This window comes from Geomonas sp. (genome assembly GCF_056994735.1).
Genome location: NZ_JBXKJL010000303.1, coordinates 1 through 17153, shown reverse-complemented (window position 1 = coordinate 17153; position 17153 = coordinate 1). Strand labels below are relative to the sequence as shown.

Below are 17153 nucleotides of genomic sequence, written 5' to 3'. Positions count from 1 at the left end.
TTAAGGTTTTGCGTAGTGAGATTTTGATTCTTAAGAGGTTGCTGTGACAGTTGAAAATATCAGGATTTCCCTAGGTGACCGCAGTTACGACATCAGGCTGGGCGCCGGCATTCTCGACACCATCGGGTCCCTCTGCCGCGAAGTCGGCCTTTCCGGGACGGCAGCTGTTGTCTCCAATACCACCGTCGCCCCTCTCTACTACGATACCGTACGTGCCTCCCTGGAAGAAGCTGGCTACCGCCCGGTCCTGATCTCCCTGCCCGACGGGGAAGCCTACAAGAACAGCGCCACCCTGAATCAGATCTACGACGGCCTGGTCGATGCCGCCCTCGACCGAGGCTCCTTCATCATCGCCCTCGGAGGCGGCGTTATCGGCGACATGGCCGGTTTCGCCGCAGCCAGCTACCTGCGCGGTATCCCTTTTATCCAGGTGCCTACCACCCTCCTGTCCCAGGTCGACTCCAGCGTCGGCGGCAAGACCGGCATCAACCATCCCAAGGGAAAGAACATGATCGGGGCCTTCTACCAGCCTCGCGCGGTCCTGATCGACGTGACCACTCTCGATACCCTCCCGGACCGTGAGTTCCGCAGCGGCCTGGGCGAGATCGTGAAGTACGGCGCGGTCCTCGATCCGGACTTCTTCACCTTCCTCGAGGAGAAGGCCTCGCTGCTGCTGGCGAGGGACAAGGGGTCCCTGATCCATGCCGTCGGGCGCTCCTGTGCCATCAAGGGGCGGGTGGTCGAAGAGGACGAGAGGGAAGGGGGGCTGCGCGCGGTGCTGAACTACGGCCACACCCTCGGGCATGCGGTCGAGACCCTCACCGGCTACACCGAGTACCTTCACGGCGAGGCGGTGGCCATCGGCATGGTCCAGGCGGCCAAAATCTCCCAGCACTACGGCTTCTGCAGCCAGGGCGAGCGGGACCGGATCGAGGGACTCATCAATCTGCTGGGCCTCCCCGGCGAGCTCCCTCCTTTCCCCGCCCAGGCCTACGCGGAAGTTCTGTCCCACGACAAGAAGGTGCGCGACAGCGGGCTTTTGTTCATCTGCAACCTAGGCCTCGGCAACTTCCGCATGGAACGGATGAAGGACCTGACTGCGCTTCTGGAGATCTGCGGCATAGGAGAGTGACATGATAGAGGATGCCATTTCGTTTTGGACGGAGATCCAGCGTTTCGAGGACATGCTCGCCGCCGACCCCCGCTCCTACTGCTTCGTCCCGCTATCCGAACTGTACCGGAAACTGGGCCTGCTCGATGACGCCGTCTCTGTCGCCGCCAAGGGCTGCGGCCTGCACCCCGACTATCCCGGGGGCTTCTTCGCCCTGGGCGCAGCCTACAACGCCAAGGGACAGAAGGCCGAGGCCAGGAAAGCGCTGGAGCGCGCGGTGGCCCTAAAGCCCGATCACATCGAGGCCTTGAAGCTCCTGGGGCAGGTTTATGTAGAGGAGGGGCGGATGGACCTGGCCGAGCAGGTACTGGGGCGGGTGCTGCGGGAAAACCCCGAAGACACGGAGACGACCCTGCTCCTTCGTTCCATAGCCGGCACCATGACCCGGCCCGAGGAAGAGGTGCTGGAGGACGTGGAGGTTTTAGAGGAGCTGGAGGTCATAGAAGAGTTTGAGGAAGCTGACGAGCTCACAGATCTCGGGGCCGCTTTCCCGGAAAAAGCGGCGCCGGCGGAGGATCGGTGGGATCTGAGCGGCCCGCAGGAGGAACCGGCGATCGAGGGTCTGGAGTCTTCGGCCGATTTCTGGGCTATCGGGACCCCCGAGGAATCCGGAACCGTCTCAGGCTTTGGGGATGCCGATGAACTCGCCTTCGAGGAGCCGCTGGCGTTTGAAGAGAGTGATGAGATGGCCTTCGAAGAGGCCGAGGAGACGGCGGAACCTTTCCCCGCAGCCGCCGAGCCCGCGGGCCAGCCGAGGCCGGGGAAGGATCCCCTAACCACGGCGACGATGGCTGAACTCTACCTTTCCCAGGGATTCGTCGAGCGGGCCCTGTCCATCTACCAGGAACTGTCGGCAGCCGACCCGACCAACGGGGCCTACCGGCTGAAGGTGGCGGAAGTGAAGGCCCTGCAGGAGGCGGCTCCGGCCGCCGTGGCTGCGCAAGCCGAGGCGCCCGCCCCGCAAGCAGAGGCGCCTTCGGGCCAGTTGAATGTGGAAGAGGAGCTAAGCCGCTGGCTGGAGAATATAAGGAGAAGAAGAGATGGGGTTTAAGGCCATACTGAAGTGCATTGTAGAGGAAACCGTCGGAGGCTTGGGCTGCATCATCATGGGGTACGACGGCATTGCCATCGACGAGTACCTCGGTGAAACCGGCGGGATCGATGTGCCGATCATGGCGATCGAATACGCTTCCGTGCTGAAGGAGATCAAGAGGACGATCGGTGTGCTGAAGACGGGCGAACTGGAGGAGGTCTCCATCGTTGCCGACCGCTGCACCGTGGTGGTGCGCGGGTTAACCGAGGACTTCTTCGCGGCCCTGGTCATCGCCCCCGATGGTAATTTCGGCAAGGCCCGGTACCTTTTGAAGCGTGAGTCGGCACGGCTCAAGGAGGCCCTGCAATGAGCCTGGGGCGGAAAATCCTGGTGCTGCACGGACCGAACCTGAACCTGCTGGGGCGTCGGGAACCGGGCGTCTACGGCACCACCACCCTTGACGGCATCAACAACTCCCTGACGGAGCTGGCCGCCGAGCTGGGGGTGGAACTCAAAGTGCTGCAGTCCAATTCCGAAGGGTCCCTGGTCGATGCCATCCAGGGGGCGATGGAGGACTGCGACGCCATCCTGATCAACCCCGCAGCCTATACCCATACCAGTGTGGCCATCCGCGACGCCATCGCGGGGACGGCCCTTCCCGCCGTCGAGGTTCATCTCTCCAACATCCACTCCAGGGAGGCCTTCCGGGCGCACAGTTACGTGGCCCCGGTAGCCGTCGGACAGATCTCCGGATTCGGCCCTGACAGCTATCTTTTAGGCCTTCGGGCCCTGGTTAACCGCCTGGAAAAATAGATTGTCATACGGAGGTTATTATGTTAAACAACAGAATCTCCGCGGCCAGAGGGTGCCTGCAGCGGGTCCAAGCCGACCTGTTGCTGGTCACTAACCTAAGCAATATCAGATATCTAACCGGCTTCACCGGCAGCGAGGCTCTCCTCGTGATCTCCCCGGAAGATGGCTGGTTCCTAACCGATTCCCGTTACACCTACCAGGCGAATGCCGAGGTCTCGGGCGCCAGAGTTGTCGAGTTCTCGGTCAGGCTGGAGTCGCTGGCCCAGGTCCTTCAGGAGGCTGGCGCCGCGAAAGTGGCCTACGAAGCCGCCCACACCACCGTCCAGACCTACCAGGAACTCTGCAGGAAGCTGCCCGCAATAGAGTTTGTACCGGCCGACGCCGAGATGGTGTCGCTGAGGACAGTGAAGGATGCCACCGAGCTTGAACTGCTCGAGCGTGTGGCGACCATCGCCTCGGAATCGCTGCTGGAGATCCTTGCAGAAGTGAAGCCGGGCGCTGTGGAGAGCGAGGTGGCCTGGGCGCTGGAAGTGGCCATGAGGCGGAAGGGGGCGGAGGGGAAATCCTTCGACTTCATCGTCGCCTCCGGCGAGCGCGGCGCCTTGCCCCATGGGAAGGCCTCCGACAAGATCATGGCCGCGGGTGAACTGGTAACACTCGATTACGGCGCACTCTACCGCGGTTACTGCTCGGACGAGACGGTGACAGTTTCGCTGGGGCAGCCTGAGGGCCGCCAGCGCGAGGTCTACGAGACGGTGCGGGTGGCGCAGGAGTTGGCCATCGAGGCGGCGCGGCCGGGAATGAGCTTCAAGGAGCTCGATGCGAAGGCCCGCGATTACATCGTCTCCAAGGGGTACGGGCAGTACTTCGGGCACGGCCTGGGCCACGGGGTCGGCATCGACATCCACGAGCACCCGGCGGTTTCGCCCAGGAGCACCCATATCGTAGAAGAGGGGATGGTCTTCACCGTGGAGCCAGGCATCTACATTCCCGGCTGGGGCGGGGTCAGGATCGAGGACACCGTGGTCATGGAAGGCGACCGCTGCCGCCGGATCACCAAGGTCCCCAAGAAGCTGATGATACTGTGATTTTGAGTCCCCCCTTAAACAACAAGATCACCTCCGATGCCGCAGAAGTCACACCGAAGACGGGCGCGGACGGTGACATTTACGTATAAGGAAGTTGCTTCACCAGCGCAGTACTGCAATTACCCTGTAATGAAAAAGGAGAAAGATGTGGATATAAAAGATCTGAAGACGCTGATAAAGATGGTAACCGAAACCGACATCACCGAGTTCGAACTCGAGAATGCTGACGACAAGATTGTCATTAAAAGGGGCTGCTCTGTCGTGGCTCCGCAGTTCCAGATGCCGCAGTCGATTCCGTACCAGGTAGCGCCCATGGCTCCTGCCGCCGCACAGGCCGCCCCGGCAGCCGCAGCCCCGGCTGCAGCCGTAGAGGAAGGCGACTCCATCACCTCACCCATCGTTGGTACCTTCTACCGCGCTCCGGCCCCCGATGCTCCCCCCTACGTCGAAGTAGGGCAGATCGTCGAGAAGGGCGAGACCCTCTGCATCGTCGAGGCCATGAAGCTCATGAACGAGATCGAGGCCGAGTTCCGTTGCAAGATCGTCCGTATCGTCAAGGAGAATGCACAGCCGGTCGAGTACGGTGACCAACTCTTCATCGTGGAGAAGATGTAAAAAATCGGGCTAAAGGCTAAGGGCTAAAGGCTAAAGGAGTATTCCTTCTTCCCTTTAGCCCTTTACGCATCATCCTTACCAGCCGGCAACTGCGGGCTACGGGCTCGGGCCTGGCTTAAGATTTTTCCTTTAGCCTCAAGCCCTTAGCCCTTCGCCCAGGAGATTCTATATGTTCCATAAAGTGCTTATCGCCAACAGGGGGGAGATCGCCCTGAGGATCATCAGGGCCTGCAAGGAGATGGGGATCAAGACGGTCGCCGTCTACTCGACTGCCGACAGTGAATCGCTCCACGTGAAGCTCGCCGACGAGAGCGTCTGCATCGGCCCGGCTCCCAGCCTCTCCAGCTACCTCAACATCAACGCCATCATCTCGGCCGCGGAACTGACCGACGCGGAGGCCATCCACCCCGGTTACGGCTTCCTCTCCGAGAACGCCCACTTCGCCGACGTCTGCGAGAAATGCGGCATCACCTTCATCGGCCCCTCCGCCGAGAGCATGCGCATCATGGGTGACAAGATCAGCGCCCGCCAGGCCGTCATCAAGGTCGGCGTGCCCATCCTCCCCGGCACCAAGGAAGGTGTCCACGACGTCGATGAGGCCATCAAGGTCGCCAAGAAGATCGGGTTCCCGGTCATCATCAAGGCTACCGCCGGCGGCGGCGGGCGCGGCATGAAGATCGTCCACTCCCCGGCAGCGCTCCCCAACGCCTTCGCTACCGCCAGGGCCGAGGCCCAGTCCGGCTTCGGCAACCCCGAGGTCTACATCGAGCGCTACTGCGAGTCGCCGCGCCACGTCGAGATCCAGATCCTGGCCGACAAGCACGGCAACGTGGTGCACCTGGGCGAGCGTGACTGCTCGATCCAGCGCCGTCACCAGAAGGTCATCGAGGAGGCACCCTCCACCGTCACCACCCCGGAACTTCGCGCCCGCATGGGCGAGGCGGCGGTCGCGGCGGCCAAGGCGGTCAACTACTCGAGCGTCGGGACCATGGAGTTCCTGGTCGACAAGAACAACAACTTCTTCTTCATGGAGATGAACACCCGCGTGCAGGTCGAGCACCCGGTGACCGAGATGGTGACCGGCGTGGACGTGGTCAAGGAGCAGATCCGCTCCGCCTTCGGGCTGCCGCTGCGCTACAAGCAGGAAGACATCCAGATCAGGGGGCACGCCATCGAGTGCCGCATCAACGCCGAGGACTCGATAAAGTTCACCCCGTCTCCGGGCAAGATCACCGACTACCACACCCCCGGCGGTCTCGGTGTCAGGGTCGACTCCTTCGTCTACACGAACTACACGGTCCTCCCGCACTACGACTCCCTGATCGCCAAGCTGATCGTCCATGCCGACACCAGGGAAGAGGCCATCAGACGCATGGCGCGGGCGCTGGACGAGTACATCGTTGAAGGTATCAAGACGACAATCCCCTTCCACAAGAGGATCATGGCCAACAAGGACTTCATCGAAGGGAACATAGACACCGGCTTCATCGAAAGGCTGGTAATGGAGTAGCTATGGACTTCCCAGAAGAACTCAAGTACAGCAAGGAACATGTCTGGGTCCGCCTCGAAGGGGACCGTGCCGTCATCGGCATCACCGACTACGCCCAGACCGAGCTCGGGACCATCACCTCGGTCGAGCTCCCCGAGCCGGGCGACGATCTGGAGCAGGAGGATTCCTTCGGCTCCATCGAAGCCAGGAAGACCGTGGCGGAGCTCTATGCGCCGATCTCGGGCACGGTGCTGGAGGTGAACTCGGAACTCGGGAACACCCCGGAGTTCATCAACGACGATCCGTACGACGCGGGATGGCTGGTGCTCATCGAGGTCAGCGACCACGAGGAGGCCAACCTGCTCATGTCCTCCGAGGATTACGAAGAGTATGTTTCCGTCGCTGACGAGGATGAGGACTGAAATAGCAACCATTGATACTGTCACTGAAAAGGGCGAGATACTTTCTCGCCCTTTTCCATTGCAGCTTCGGTCACGGCTTCGGCCAGTTTAACCTTGATCTTGCGGCGCTCTTGTTATAGTCTGTGCTCCACAAATAGCACCATGAATCAGGATCTTAAGTGACAATCAGCATCGGACACATACAGTACGCCAACTGCACCCCCATCTTCACCGCACTCGCCGCCAATTTCGACTGCACCGGCTATCGCTTCGTGGACGGAGTTCCCGCGCGGCTAAACGCCATGCTCAGGTCCGGCGCCATCGATCTCAGTCCCTCCTCGTCGATCGAATACGCGCAGGCGCACGAGCAGTACTGCCTGCTGCCCGAGCTCTCCATCAGCGCCATCGGCCCGGTCAAGAGCGTCTTCCTCTTCTCCAGGGTCCCGGTCGAGGAGCTGGACGGCTGCGCCATCGGGCTGACCGCCGAATCAGACACCTCGGTCAATCTCCTCAAGGTGCTCCTGGCGAGGAAATACGGGTATGACAACAGCTTCGAGAGAACCTCGCTCCCGCTCGCGGAGGCCCTGACGCGTTACCCCGGACTCCTGCTGATCGGCGATGCCGCCCTCAAGGGGGCTGCGGCGCCGGGCTCCTGTCACGTCTACGATCTCGGGGAACTCTGGCATGACTTCACCGGGCTTCCCTTCGTCTTCGCCCTCTGGATCGTGAGGCGGGAGGCGGCCAGGGAGAAGTTCGCCGAGCTCTCGGCGCTTTGCCGGGACCTGATCGCCGCCAAGGAGCTCGCCTACCGGAGCTATCGCCAGATCGCGGAGAGCTCGATGGAGCGCGAGTGGCTGGGCGTGGACCAACTGGTCGATTACTGGCGCACCATCTCCTATGAACTGACCCCGGCCCACCTTGAAGGCGCCCGCTGCTTCTTCAGGCACGCCTATGAAATGGGGCTCATCCCGAGCCTCCCTGTGATCCGCTTCCTCGATGAGGAGGCCGCCTGAATGAGAGCCCGATGGCCAGAGAGCATGAGGTAGATTTCGACCGCGGCGACGGCTTTCCCCCCGACTTCGCCGGCAACCTGGAGGTCGTGGCGGGACACGCCCGATCGCCCGAGGTGGCGCACCTGGTGCGCGCACGGTGGTTCATCGTCTTCATCCTTTTTCTCTACGCCATCTACGCCGGCATCTGCTACTCCCTGAGCCGCTTCGGCTTCTTCCTCACCGAAAGGCAGACCTCCTTCCTCTTCCTCAGCCTCTGTGCGGTCATTGCCTACAATCTCGCCTACCAGGACCCCTCCAGCCGCCTCTCGCGCTTCAGATACGCCAACCACCTGCAGGTCTTCCTCGACCAGCTCCTGGTGACGGTGCTGATCCATTTCAGCGGCGGCGCCGAGAGCTGGGTCTGGACCCTCTACCTGGTCGTGGCCATGGAGGCGGTCTACCTCCTCAAGCGCCGGACGGAGGTCATTGCCGCCTGGTGTGCCGGCGGGCTCCTCTATGGCGTCTTACTTGCCTGCCAGCACGGCGCGGTAATCGCCCCGGTGGCCATGCCCTTCGTGGACCCGGTGACGAGCAACGACCCCATGTTCCTGGTGCTGCACTGGCTGTGGGTGGTGATCCTGAACGCCACGGTTTCCGCCATCGGCTTCAGCATCATGTCGGTGTCGAGAGGTGAGACCCTGCAGTTGAAGGAGAGCAGGCAGCGCCTCTTCGCCTTCCTGGAGCACGCCGATGATCTCATCCAGTTGAACAGGCCCGACGGCAGCTTCATTTACGCCAACCGTGCCTGGCTGAAGGTGATGGGATACGAAAAGCGGGAACTCGGCGGGCTCAACCTCTTCGATGTCCTGCACGAGGACTGCCGTTCGAGCTTCGGCCAAGATTTCCGCAAGGTCCTCGGGGCGGGGGAGAGTGGCAATATCGATGCGCTCTATCTGTCGCGGGATGGACGGGTCATCAACGTGGAGGGGTACCTCTCCTGCAGCCTCCGGAACCACACGCCCGATGCCGTGTGGGCGATCTCCCGCGACGTGACGCTCAAGAAGAGGGCGGACCAGGAGCTTTACCGGATGGCGCATCATGACGTGCTGACCAATCTCCCCAACCGGCAGCTCTTCATGGATCGCCTGCAGCAGCTGCGGGGGATGATGCTCCGGATGCGGCGGCAGCTGGCCGTGCTCTACCTGGACCTGGACCGCTTCAAGAACGTGAACGATACCCTTGGGCACGCCTTCGGGGACAAGCTTCTGCAGGAGGTGGCGCGCCGGTTGACGGCGTCGGTGCGGGAAACCGACACCGTGGCCAGGTTCGGGGGAGACGAGTTCGTGATCGTCCTCGGGAACCTGAAAGACGTTTCGGGTGCGGAGAAGGTGGCCCAGAAGATAGAGAGGGCCCTCAGCGCGCCCTACCACATCGATTCCCGGGAACTGCGGATGACCTCGAGCATCGGCATCAGCATGTTCCCGGAAGACGGCGGCGAGCTCGATGAGCTGGTGGAAAAGGCGGACCTGGCCCTGTACTGGGCCAAGGAAGACGGGCGGGGGTGTTACAGGATACACCGCGACGGGAAGAGGGGGGCTAGATCGCCCCTTCCCGCTTCTTCCTGAGATAGTCGGAGAGTATCTGGCCGTGGTCGAAGCAAAGCGGCTGCGGCAGGGCGTCGATCGGGAAGACAGCCACTCCGGCCGCATCGTCCCCGGCCTTCGGCGTCCCGGAAGCGGTGGCGACATAGACGGTGGAGATGTTATGGCTGCGCTTGTCGCGGGCAGGGTCGGAGTAGCAGCCGAGGAGGCGCAGGTCGCTGACCTCAAGCCCCGTCTCTTCCAGGCTCTCCCGATGGGCGGCCGTTTCCAGCGACTCGCCGTAGTCGACGAAGCCCCCCGGAATGGCCCAGCCGAAGGGCTCGTTCTTGCGCTCGATCAGCACGATCCCTTCGGGGAGTTCGATGATGACGTCCACGGTGGGGATGGGGTTGCGGTAGGCTCTGACCTTTTCACCGCACTTGGGGCAGGCGAGGTAATCGAAAGGCATGGGACACTCCTTGTATCATTACAGTACATGACAGCCGGGACGGCTACGGTACATGACTCCGGGACGGGGGGCGAATTGAGGCAGCCTGCTGAGGGATCCCCCTCCCGGGCCACCCCCTGCGGGGCGGGAACTTCCTGCCTGGTGTCGGCGAGAGCGGGGATGGAAGAGCCGGCGGGACAAAGATAACATCGATGTGATGGCGGTTCAACCGGGTATACGAGGATGAGGGGATCGGGCAAAAAAAAAGGAGGACCGGTGGGTCCTCCTTCTCAAGCGTTGCCGCTTCAGTCGACGGGTTACTTCTTCTTGCTCTTGGAGCCTGCAGCTTTTTTGGAGGCTTTGAGCGGGTTGATCTTGGCGTCGTCGGTCTTGATCTCGACCTTGACGTGGGTAGCGAAGTTGCAAAGGCCGGCGGTCCATTTCTTCTCGGGTGCCGGGTATGCGCCGCATACCTTGCCGATGGTCGAATCGACAATCCTTTCACATCCTTCGCAGTTCTCCACGATCAACTGGCAAGATCCTTCCGTAAAGACGCAACCCTGTTTTCCTGCGAAAGTACATTCGGCACCAGGAAGTACGGTTTGACATTGCATGTTTGAAGCCTCCTCTAATCCTTCGAAATTGTTGATAGAAGCTACTCTACCAATTTCGAAAGAATAATGTCAACTCTAAAACTTTGCAAGTTTTTGCATAGTACTTGACTCCCGAAACCAGATCGATTAATCTCTACCAATCTCGTCAAAGCTGCTCTGCGTGCGGGTTTAACGGTTCTGAAGGCGCCCATCGGGGCGCCTACCACCCGCCATGCGGGCGGCTTTGTTATCTTCTAATCCGGGAGGCTTTTTTTATGCAGCGTATTACCTTCGGCACCTCTGGCTGGCGCGGCATCATGTGCGAGGATTTCATCTTCGAAAACGTCAAGGTCGTCACCCAGGCCATCGCCGACAACGTCAAGGCCTCCGGCGAGTCGGAGAAGGGCATCATCGTAGGCTACGACTCCCGCTTCATGGGCGAAGCATTCGCGCGCGAGTCCGTCGCGGTCCTCACCGGCGCGGGGATCAAGGCCTTCCTCTGTGTCCGGGACACCCCGACTCCGGTCATCTCCTTCGAGATCCTGCGCCGCGGCACCGCCGGCGCCATCAACTTCACCGCCAGCCACAATCCTCCCGAGTACAACGGCATCAAGTGGTCCCCGTCTTCGGGCGGTCCCGCCCTCCCCGAGACCACCCGCGACATCGAGCGGCGCGCCAACGAGATGGCGGGAGAGGTCTGCTACAAGGAGCTCTCCCTCGAGGAGGCCAAGCAAAGGGGGCTATTGGAGGAGATCGATCCGATGCAGGCTTATCTGGACGACCTCGCGAACAAGGTCGATTTCAAGGAGATCGCCAAGGTCGGCACCATCGCCGTCAATCCTCTTTACGGCACGGCCCGCGGCTACCTGGCGGAGCCCCTGAAGGCCCACGGGGTGCAGGTGGTGCAGATGAACGCCAACCGTGATCCCTACTTCGGCGGATTTCCTCCGGAGCCTTCCGAGAAGTACATCCAGGATTTCATCAAGCTGGTGCAGCAGGACCCCGAGATCAAGCTGGGGATCGCCACCGACGGTGACGCCGACCGCTTCGGCATCGTCGACCGCGACGGCAGCTTCATCGAGCCCAATTATATAATAGCGCTGCTCCTGGACTACCTGGTAAGGGTCAAGGGGATGACCGGCGGGGTCGGGCGCAGCGTCGCCACCTCGCACCTCATCGATGCCGTTGCCAAGAAGCACGACATCAGGGTCTACGAGACACCGGTCGGATTCAAATACATCGGAGAACTGATCGGGCAGGACAAGATCATCATCGGCGGAGAGGAGAGCGCGGGGCTCACCATCAAGGGGCACGTTCCCGAGAAGGACGGCATCCTGGCCTGCCTGCTGGTGGCCGAGATGGTGGCGCACGAAGGGCTGTCCGTGAAGGAGTTGCTTGAGCGGCTGTACAGCCAGGTCGGTCGCTACCTGACCAGGCGCGTGAACCTCACCCTCTCACCGGAACTCGAGTCGGCGTTCCCCGAGCGGATCGCCGCCACCCCCACGAGCTTTGCCGGAGTGTCGGTGAAGGAGCGGATCACCGTTGACGGCAACAAGTTCATCCTGGAAGACGGCAGCTGGCTTCTCTTCCGCAAGTCCGGGACCGAGCCGGTGGTGAGGCTTTACGCCGAAGCCTCGAGCGAGGATCGCCTGCAGGCACTGGTGCAGGCGGGGCGGGAGTTCATCGTCGGGAAAGGGTAGAACCTTTTTACCACAGAGCGTCACAGAGGGGGCTCAGAAGGGACACAGAGGGAAACCGCAACCTTTTCTGGTCGGGACAGCCCGATTCAAGAAGAGCAGCACCTATTGTTAAAGACCAGGGCGGCCGAAACATGTGGCCGCCCTTTTTGCCGCCGCGTGTTAGGTCTTTGCCTTATCTCTTTCCCTTCCCAATCTTCCTTCGAAACTGCTCCCTCTCCCCATGGGAGAGAACTGGGGTAAGGGTAAGTGCCACGGAGATACGGGCTTCCCTCACCCCGACCCTCTCCCGGAGGGCGAGGGGGAGCTTGAAAAGTGGAGAAATGGGCAGGTGCAAGCTAACCGGACACCGCTGCCCCCCTGTCCCCCCTTTGCAAAGGGGGGGCGCCAGGATCACTGGCATCCTTGAAGATGGTGCCGTTGCGCGAGGCGCGATGCAACATGGTGTGTGCCGCTCCGGGAGGCAACGATGCAACTGGATGAGTCACTCCGACCTCTTCCTGCCTTTGTGGTTGCTCGCGGCTCGGCAACGCTTTCGCAACGACTTCCTACCTATAATCAGCCCCTTCCCTGCTCCCTCTCAAGCCGGCTTGCGGACGCTCCAGCCAGGATGAAAAACGGATCGCGAATTGCATCGTGGATTGACTTTGGTCAAATAAGCAGCGATACCTGAGCGCAGCGCTGTATTATGGGGAAGTTTTGGGGTTCATTTTCTACCAGCTTTGCGCTATGATACCGGCACTATCTTACGAGGAGGGTCTATGTGGGACTATACAGATAAGGTGAAAGATCATTTCCTCAACCCGAGGAATGTTGGCGAGATACAGGATGCGGATGCGGTAGGCGAGGTCGGAAGCCTGGCCTGCGGCGACGCACTGAAGCTTTTCATAAAGCTGGATGAGAAGAAGGAACGCATCGTTGACGCCAAGTTCCAGACCTTTGGCTGCGGCAGCGCCATCGCTTCGTCCTCGGCGCTGACGGAAATGGTGAAGGGAAAGACGCTCGACGAGGCGCTGCAGGTGACCAACCAGGAGATCGCCGACTTTCTGGGCGGCCTTCCGGAAGAGAAGATGCACTGCTCGGTCATGGGGCAGGAAGCGCTTGAAGCTGCCATCGCCAAGTACCGCGGCGTCGAGGCTCCCAAGCACGGCCACGGCCACGATCATGTGGAGGCGGAGGGGGAGATCGTCTGCAAGTGCTTCGGCCTTACCGACGTCTTTCTCAAAAAGGTGATCGCTTCCAACAAGCTGCACACCGCCGAGCAGGTTACCCACTTCACCAAGGCCGGCGGAGCCTGTGGCGGCTGCATTCCCAGGATCAAGGAACTGATCGCCGAGGTGATGGGCGAGGAGAAGAAGAAAGTTGCCTCAACGGAAAAACCGGCGAAGCTCACCAACCTGAAGAAGATGCAGCTCATCCAGGAGGTGCTGGAGAATGAAGTCCGTCCGCAGCTCTGGGCTGACGGCGGGGACCTGGAGCTGATCGATATCGACGGCCCCAACGTCCAGGTCGCCTTCCGCAAAGCCTGCGCCGGGTGCGCCTCCTCCGGATATACGGCCAAATTCGTAGAGCAGAAGCTGCGCGAAATGGTGTCCGAGGATATCAACGTGCAGGAGGTTCAGGGATGAAAGAGATCTATCTCGACAACAACGCCACCACCAAGGTCGATGAGCTGGTTTTCGAGGAGATGCGCCCCTATTTCTGTGAGCTCTATGGTAACCCGAGCTCCATGCATTTCTTTGGAGGGCAGGTCCAGAAGAAGGTCGACGAGGCGCGCAACCGGGTGGCGGCCCTTCTTGGCGCTCATCCCGACGAGATCGTCTTTACTGCCTGCGGCACCGAAAGCGACAACGCAGCCATCCGGTCGGCTCTCGAGGTATTTCCCGAGAAGCGGCACATCATCACCAGCCGCGTAGAGCATCCGGCGGTGCTGACCCAGTGCCGCAACCTGACCAAGCGCGGCTACAGGGTAACCGAGCTCAACGTGGACGGCGACGGGCGCCTCGACCTGGCCGAGCTGGAGCGGTTTCTGGATGATGACACCGCCCTGGTCACCCTCATGTACGCCAACAACGAAACGGGCGTCATCTTCCCGATCGAGGAAGCCGCCACGATGGTCAAGGCGAAGGGCGCTATCTTCCACACCGACGCCGTTCAGGCAGTAGGGAAGATCCCCCTCAACATGGCCGAATCCGCCATCGACATGCTCTCCATCTCCGGTCACAAGCTGCACGCACCGAAAGGGGTCGGCGTCCTGTACGTAAGGCGCGGCACCCCGTTCCGCCCGCTGCTGGTCGGCGGCCACCAGGAGCGCGGGCGCCGGGCCGGCACTGAAAACACCGCATCGATCATAGCCATGGGCAAGGCCTGCGAGCTGGCCATGCAGCACATGGGAGACGAGAACGGGCGCGTGCGCGAGATGCGCGACAGGCTGCAGAGGGAGCTGACCTCGCTCATCCCCAACACCAGGATCAACGGCGGCGGCGCCGACAGGCTCCCCAACACCCTCTCGATCGCCATGGAGTTCGTGGAAGGCGAGGGCATCCTGCTCCTTCTCTCCGAGCATGGCATCTGCGCCTCCTCCGGCAGCGCCTGCACCTCGGGATCGCTCGAGCCGTCCCACGTTCTGCGCGCCATGGGGGTGCCGTTCACCTGCGCCCACGGCTCCATCCGCTTCTCGCTTTCGCGCTTCACCACCGATGCCGAGATCGACACCGTCATCAAAGAACTTCCCCCGATCATCCACCGCCTGCGCGAGATGTCCCCTTTCGGTCGGGAGTTCCTCGGCAAGCAGTAGTTATTGTAGTAAATACGGCATAACAGAAGGGGGTGGGCCCGGCGGCTCACCCCCTTCTTGTGTGGTGCCAATTGTGAACTCGGCTTGCCTCTCGACCTTTGACCAGTGGTGGAATATCGGATGTTGCATTAGAGACCTCAAATAGGGCAGGTGCTGGAGGATTTGAGGTACCTTCCAAGAGGTTCGAATCTCCCATCGGGCTTAACCGGCTGATTTGCAGTGGATTTGGAAGTTGGTACACAGAATGCTATGAAGAGGGTGAGGCAATAAAAAACAACTGATGAAGGAGGAGTTAACGATGAAAAAGGTTCTTTCCATTATCACCGCAAGCCTTGTAGCCGTCGCCTTCGCCGCCCTGGTATCGGCCGCCGAGACCACAACGACCACCACCACGACCGAGCCTGGCGCGACCGCTCCGGCAGGCGAAACCAAGGCGGAGACCAAGGCCCCCGCGAAGCACAAAAAGCACGCCAAGAAAAAACACCACAAGAAAGCAGAAAAGAAGGTAATGAAGAAAGAGACGACAACTACGACTACGACAGAAACGGCGCCGGCACCTCCAGCCAAATAGGGGCGCTCATTCCTTCAGGACGACAAAAGGCCGCATCGCTTTGATGTGGCCTTTTCAGTTTCTTTCGTGGGTAGGGTGTCAAATGAAGCCCAAGTCAACACGCCTGCCAAAAACCCTGGCTATCTTTTCGAGGGTCTTTATCGTCGGATTGGCTTTTCTCGGATTTTCCAGCCGCTGGTATACCTGGTAGGCAATGTTCAGCTCTTTGGCGACTTCCATTTGCGATCTGTCCGCCCGCAGTGCCCGAAGCATGATTGCCACTGCAATATGCGGTGCCACCGGGATGCGATGCACGCTTCTCCCTGAAACACGAGACGGCTCGGGAATCCGGAAATTCCTTTCGAAGTCAGACTCGAGACACCCGTTGAGGGCTTCTTCTGCATTGGCAAGGGCCTCGTCAACGGTTGTCCCATAGGTGACGACGTTGTCCAGGTCAGGAAACGTCACGATATACCCATCGCTCTCTTTTTTAATCCGAGCTGCATATGCAAGCATCCGTTTATTCCTTTAGTCGGGATTGTTTGAGGATCGCGTTGACCAGACCCTTCGGCAGGTCGGCTTTGCCATGAACCGGGACAGGAATGGAGCGGCAACCTTCCCTGACCATGATGTGGTGGCTGCCGGAAATGCGGTCAACCTGCAGCACCCTGCTTCTTCCAGGAGCTTTAGGAGCTGTTTCCCCGTCATGGACGATCATATACAACATATAAGGTGTATGTCAATCCGCATAAAAGAAAAGCAGCCCTCATAGCGAGAGCTGCTGATCGAAGAGAATCATCACATTACTCCCCCTGATACCTCCTCCACAACTCCAGTCCGCTGTAGGACTCCTCAAAGCCGAATTCCCTAAGCGCTTTCAGATACTGTGAAGAGGTCGCGTTCCCGCCATTGATCCTTTCTACCGATATCCGCTTCAAGGGGTTGAAATCCCTGCCCAGCAGCACCTTGAAGAACGAGAGATAGTCAGTGAGCCTGGGGTCGTCGGGCTCTGCTTTTATCTCCAAATCCTTTCCGTACCTTCTGGAAACCACCACCAAGCGGATGCCGTGATAGACGAGATGGGTGGACGGGAGCCGCGCCGGGAGCCTCTCCCGCAGGCCCTCCAAACCGCTGCCGCACATGGAGGCGGGATCGGTGGCATTGACCCAGTAAAGCATCTCCTCCGGGAGCCCCTTTTCCAACAGCCGGTAGGCCTCGTGGGATACGAACTGCAGGCCCGGCAGCCCCGAGAAGAAGCTCCCGGAGAGGACCTCCCCGGACATCTCCATGATCCGCAGGGTCCGGAAAAGCCGCGCCCACTGCATGGGCGGGAGCTCCCTCGTCAGCAGTTCTTTGAACAGAATTCCGTACCGCTCCAGCAGCACCCGCACCCTGTCCTTGTTCCGTTCTTCCCTTTCCAGTACCTCCGTCGCCGCCTGCACGGGCGGAAGGAGATACCAGTTGCCGGCGCCGACTTGGCCGCGGTTCCAGCGTGTCGCCATCGGCTGGCGGCGCGGATCCCTTCTAGGTTCGGCTTCCTTATCCGCGAACCTGGTGAGTATCCCTTTCCGGACCGCGACGAAAGAGTCATTGGTGACTTTGCTCCGCCAGGCCAGCTTCCATAGTGTCGCCTTCACCTTCTCGGATGAAAGCGCCGAGTGTAGCCCTATAGCCGCCACACTGTAGCGGCCGATCGGATCCGGGATCAGGGCAGCTATCATCTCTGCGTCGGCATCGTCGGCTGATTCGTCCGGATTGAGGAAGAGATCGAGATCCTCGGGAAAGGCGAATGAGACCTTCCTCTGGCCGCAGCCGAACCAGAGGAGATCGCTGCTCTGCATCAGGCTGTCAAGCCACGGGTTGAGGTATGGCTGGAGGCGCGCCGG

At 60.7% G+C, this 17153-nt stretch carries 19 protein-coding genes; 14 read left to right on the top strand and 5 right to left on the bottom strand.

Going from position 1 to position 17153, the window contains the following annotated elements; translation table 11 throughout:
* The first annotated feature begins 43 nt into the window (after nt 1-43).
* The 10 genes from aroB (at nt 44) to AC11W3_RS13420 (ending at nt 9227) form a co-directional block, all read left to right on the top strand.
* The gene (gene aroB / locus AC11W3_RS13465) at nt 44-1132 is read left to right on the top strand and encodes a 3-dehydroquinate synthase (RefSeq protein ID WP_484088497.1); all 1089 of its coding nucleotides are present in this window, start codon (nt 44-46) and stop codon (nt 1130-1132) included.
* Nucleotide 1133: 1 nt separating this feature from the next.
* Nucleotides 1134-2222, top strand: a complete 1089-nt coding sequence (locus AC11W3_RS13460) for a tetratricopeptide repeat protein (protein WP_484088498.1) — start codon at nt 1134-1136, stop codon at nt 2220-2222.
* A complete protein-coding gene (locus tag AC11W3_RS13455) occupies nt 2212-2574 on the top strand; it encodes a roadblock/LC7 domain-containing protein (RefSeq protein ID WP_484088499.1) in 363 nt (120 codons plus the stop codon). The genes AC11W3_RS13460 and AC11W3_RS13455 overlap by 11 nt, the downstream gene beginning before the upstream one ends.
* Entirely contained in the window at nt 2571-3017 is a 447-nt protein-coding gene (gene aroQ / locus AC11W3_RS13450; protein WP_484088500.1) for a type II 3-dehydroquinate dehydratase, read from the top strand. Before AC11W3_RS13455 ends, aroQ begins: the two co-directional genes overlap by 4 nt.
* Before the next feature lie 20 nt (nt 3018-3037).
* Nucleotides 3038-4105: an aminopeptidase P family protein gene (locus tag AC11W3_RS13445; RefSeq protein WP_484093152.1), complete on the top strand. Its 1068-nt coding sequence runs from the start codon at nt 3038-3040 to the stop codon at nt 4103-4105.
* Nucleotides 4106-4252: 147 nt separating this feature from the next.
* The gene (accB, locus tag AC11W3_RS13440; RefSeq protein WP_484088502.1) at nt 4253-4720 is read left to right on the top strand and encodes an acetyl-CoA carboxylase biotin carboxyl carrier protein; all 468 of its coding nucleotides are present in this window, start codon (nt 4253-4255) and stop codon (nt 4718-4720) included.
* Between the two features lie 169 nt (nt 4721-4889).
* Nucleotides 4890-6230, top strand: a complete 1341-nt coding sequence (gene accC, locus AC11W3_RS13435; RefSeq protein ID WP_484088503.1) for an acetyl-CoA carboxylase biotin carboxylase subunit — start codon at nt 4890-4892, stop codon at nt 6228-6230.
* A 2-nt stretch (nt 6231-6232) separates the two neighbouring features.
* A complete protein-coding gene (gcvH, locus tag AC11W3_RS13430; protein WP_484088504.1) occupies nt 6233-6631 on the top strand; it encodes a glycine cleavage system protein GcvH in 399 nt (132 codons plus the stop codon).
* A gap of 158 nt (nt 6632-6789) precedes the next feature.
* Entirely contained in the window at nt 6790-7623 is an 834-nt protein-coding gene (locus tag AC11W3_RS13425) for a menaquinone biosynthetic enzyme MqnA/MqnD family protein (RefSeq protein ID WP_484088505.1), read from the top strand.
* 11 nt (nt 7624-7634) lie between these two features.
* Nucleotides 7635-9227: a diguanylate cyclase domain-containing protein gene (locus tag AC11W3_RS13420; protein WP_484093151.1), complete on the top strand. Its 1593-nt coding sequence runs from the start codon at nt 7635-7637 to the stop codon at nt 9225-9227.
* Here the strand turns inward: AC11W3_RS13420 and AC11W3_RS13415 are convergent.
* Both AC11W3_RS13415 and AC11W3_RS13410 read right to left on the bottom strand, forming a co-directional pair.
* On the bottom strand, nt 9199-9651 hold the full coding sequence (locus tag AC11W3_RS13415; RefSeq protein WP_484088507.1) for an NUDIX domain-containing protein: 453 nt from the start codon (nt 9649-9651) through the stop codon (nt 9199-9201). The two genes, AC11W3_RS13420 and AC11W3_RS13415, sit on opposite strands and share 29 nt — an antisense overlap.
* A 296-nt stretch (nt 9652-9947) precedes the next feature.
* On the bottom strand, nt 9948-10244 hold the full coding sequence (locus tag AC11W3_RS13410) for a PxxKW family cysteine-rich protein (RefSeq protein ID WP_484088508.1): 297 nt from the start codon (nt 10242-10244) through the stop codon (nt 9948-9950).
* 254 nt (nt 10245-10498) lie between these two features.
* Here AC11W3_RS13410 and AC11W3_RS13405 point away from each other — a divergent pair, with 254 nt between their 5' ends.
* From AC11W3_RS13405 to AC11W3_RS13390, 4 genes are all read left to right on the top strand, one after another.
* Nucleotides 10499-11923 carry a phosphoglucomutase/phosphomannomutase family protein gene (locus AC11W3_RS13405; RefSeq protein WP_484088509.1) on the top strand — a complete coding sequence of 475 codons (1425 nt, stop codon included), beginning with the start codon at nt 10499-10501 and terminating at the stop codon, nt 11921-11923.
* 758 nt (nt 11924-12681) lie between these two features.
* Nucleotides 12682-13548 (top strand): Fe-S cluster assembly protein NifU, encoded by an 867-nt coding sequence (gene nifU, locus AC11W3_RS13400; protein ID WP_484088510.1) that lies wholly within the window; start codon nt 12682-12684, stop codon nt 13546-13548.
* On the top strand, nt 13545-14717 hold the full coding sequence (gene nifS / locus AC11W3_RS13395; RefSeq protein ID WP_484088511.1) for a cysteine desulfurase NifS: 1173 nt from the start codon (nt 13545-13547) through the stop codon (nt 14715-14717). Before nifU ends, nifS begins: the two co-directional genes overlap by 4 nt.
* A 298-nt stretch (nt 14718-15015) precedes the next feature.
* Nucleotides 15016-15288 (top strand): hypothetical protein, encoded by a 273-nt coding sequence (locus AC11W3_RS13390; protein ID WP_484088512.1) that lies wholly within the window; start codon nt 15016-15018, stop codon nt 15286-15288.
* A gap of 78 nt (nt 15289-15366) precedes the next feature.
* Here AC11W3_RS13390 and AC11W3_RS13385 read toward each other — a convergent pair whose 3' ends face one another.
* The 3 genes from AC11W3_RS13385 to AC11W3_RS13375 all read right to left on the bottom strand — a co-directional run.
* Nucleotides 15367-15783, bottom strand: coding sequence for a type II toxin-antitoxin system HicB family antitoxin (locus AC11W3_RS13385; RefSeq protein WP_484088513.1), 417 nt, complete (start codon nt 15781-15783; stop codon nt 15367-15369).
* A gap of 4 nt (nt 15784-15787) precedes the next feature.
* On the bottom strand, nt 15788-15934 hold the full coding sequence (locus tag AC11W3_RS13380; protein WP_484088514.1) for a type II toxin-antitoxin system HicA family toxin: 147 nt from the start codon (nt 15932-15934) through the stop codon (nt 15788-15790).
* Between the two features lie 136 nt (nt 15935-16070).
* The coding region (locus AC11W3_RS13375; protein ID WP_484093150.1) for an Lhr family helicase at nt 16071-17153 on the bottom strand (1083 nt) is incomplete at its 5' end.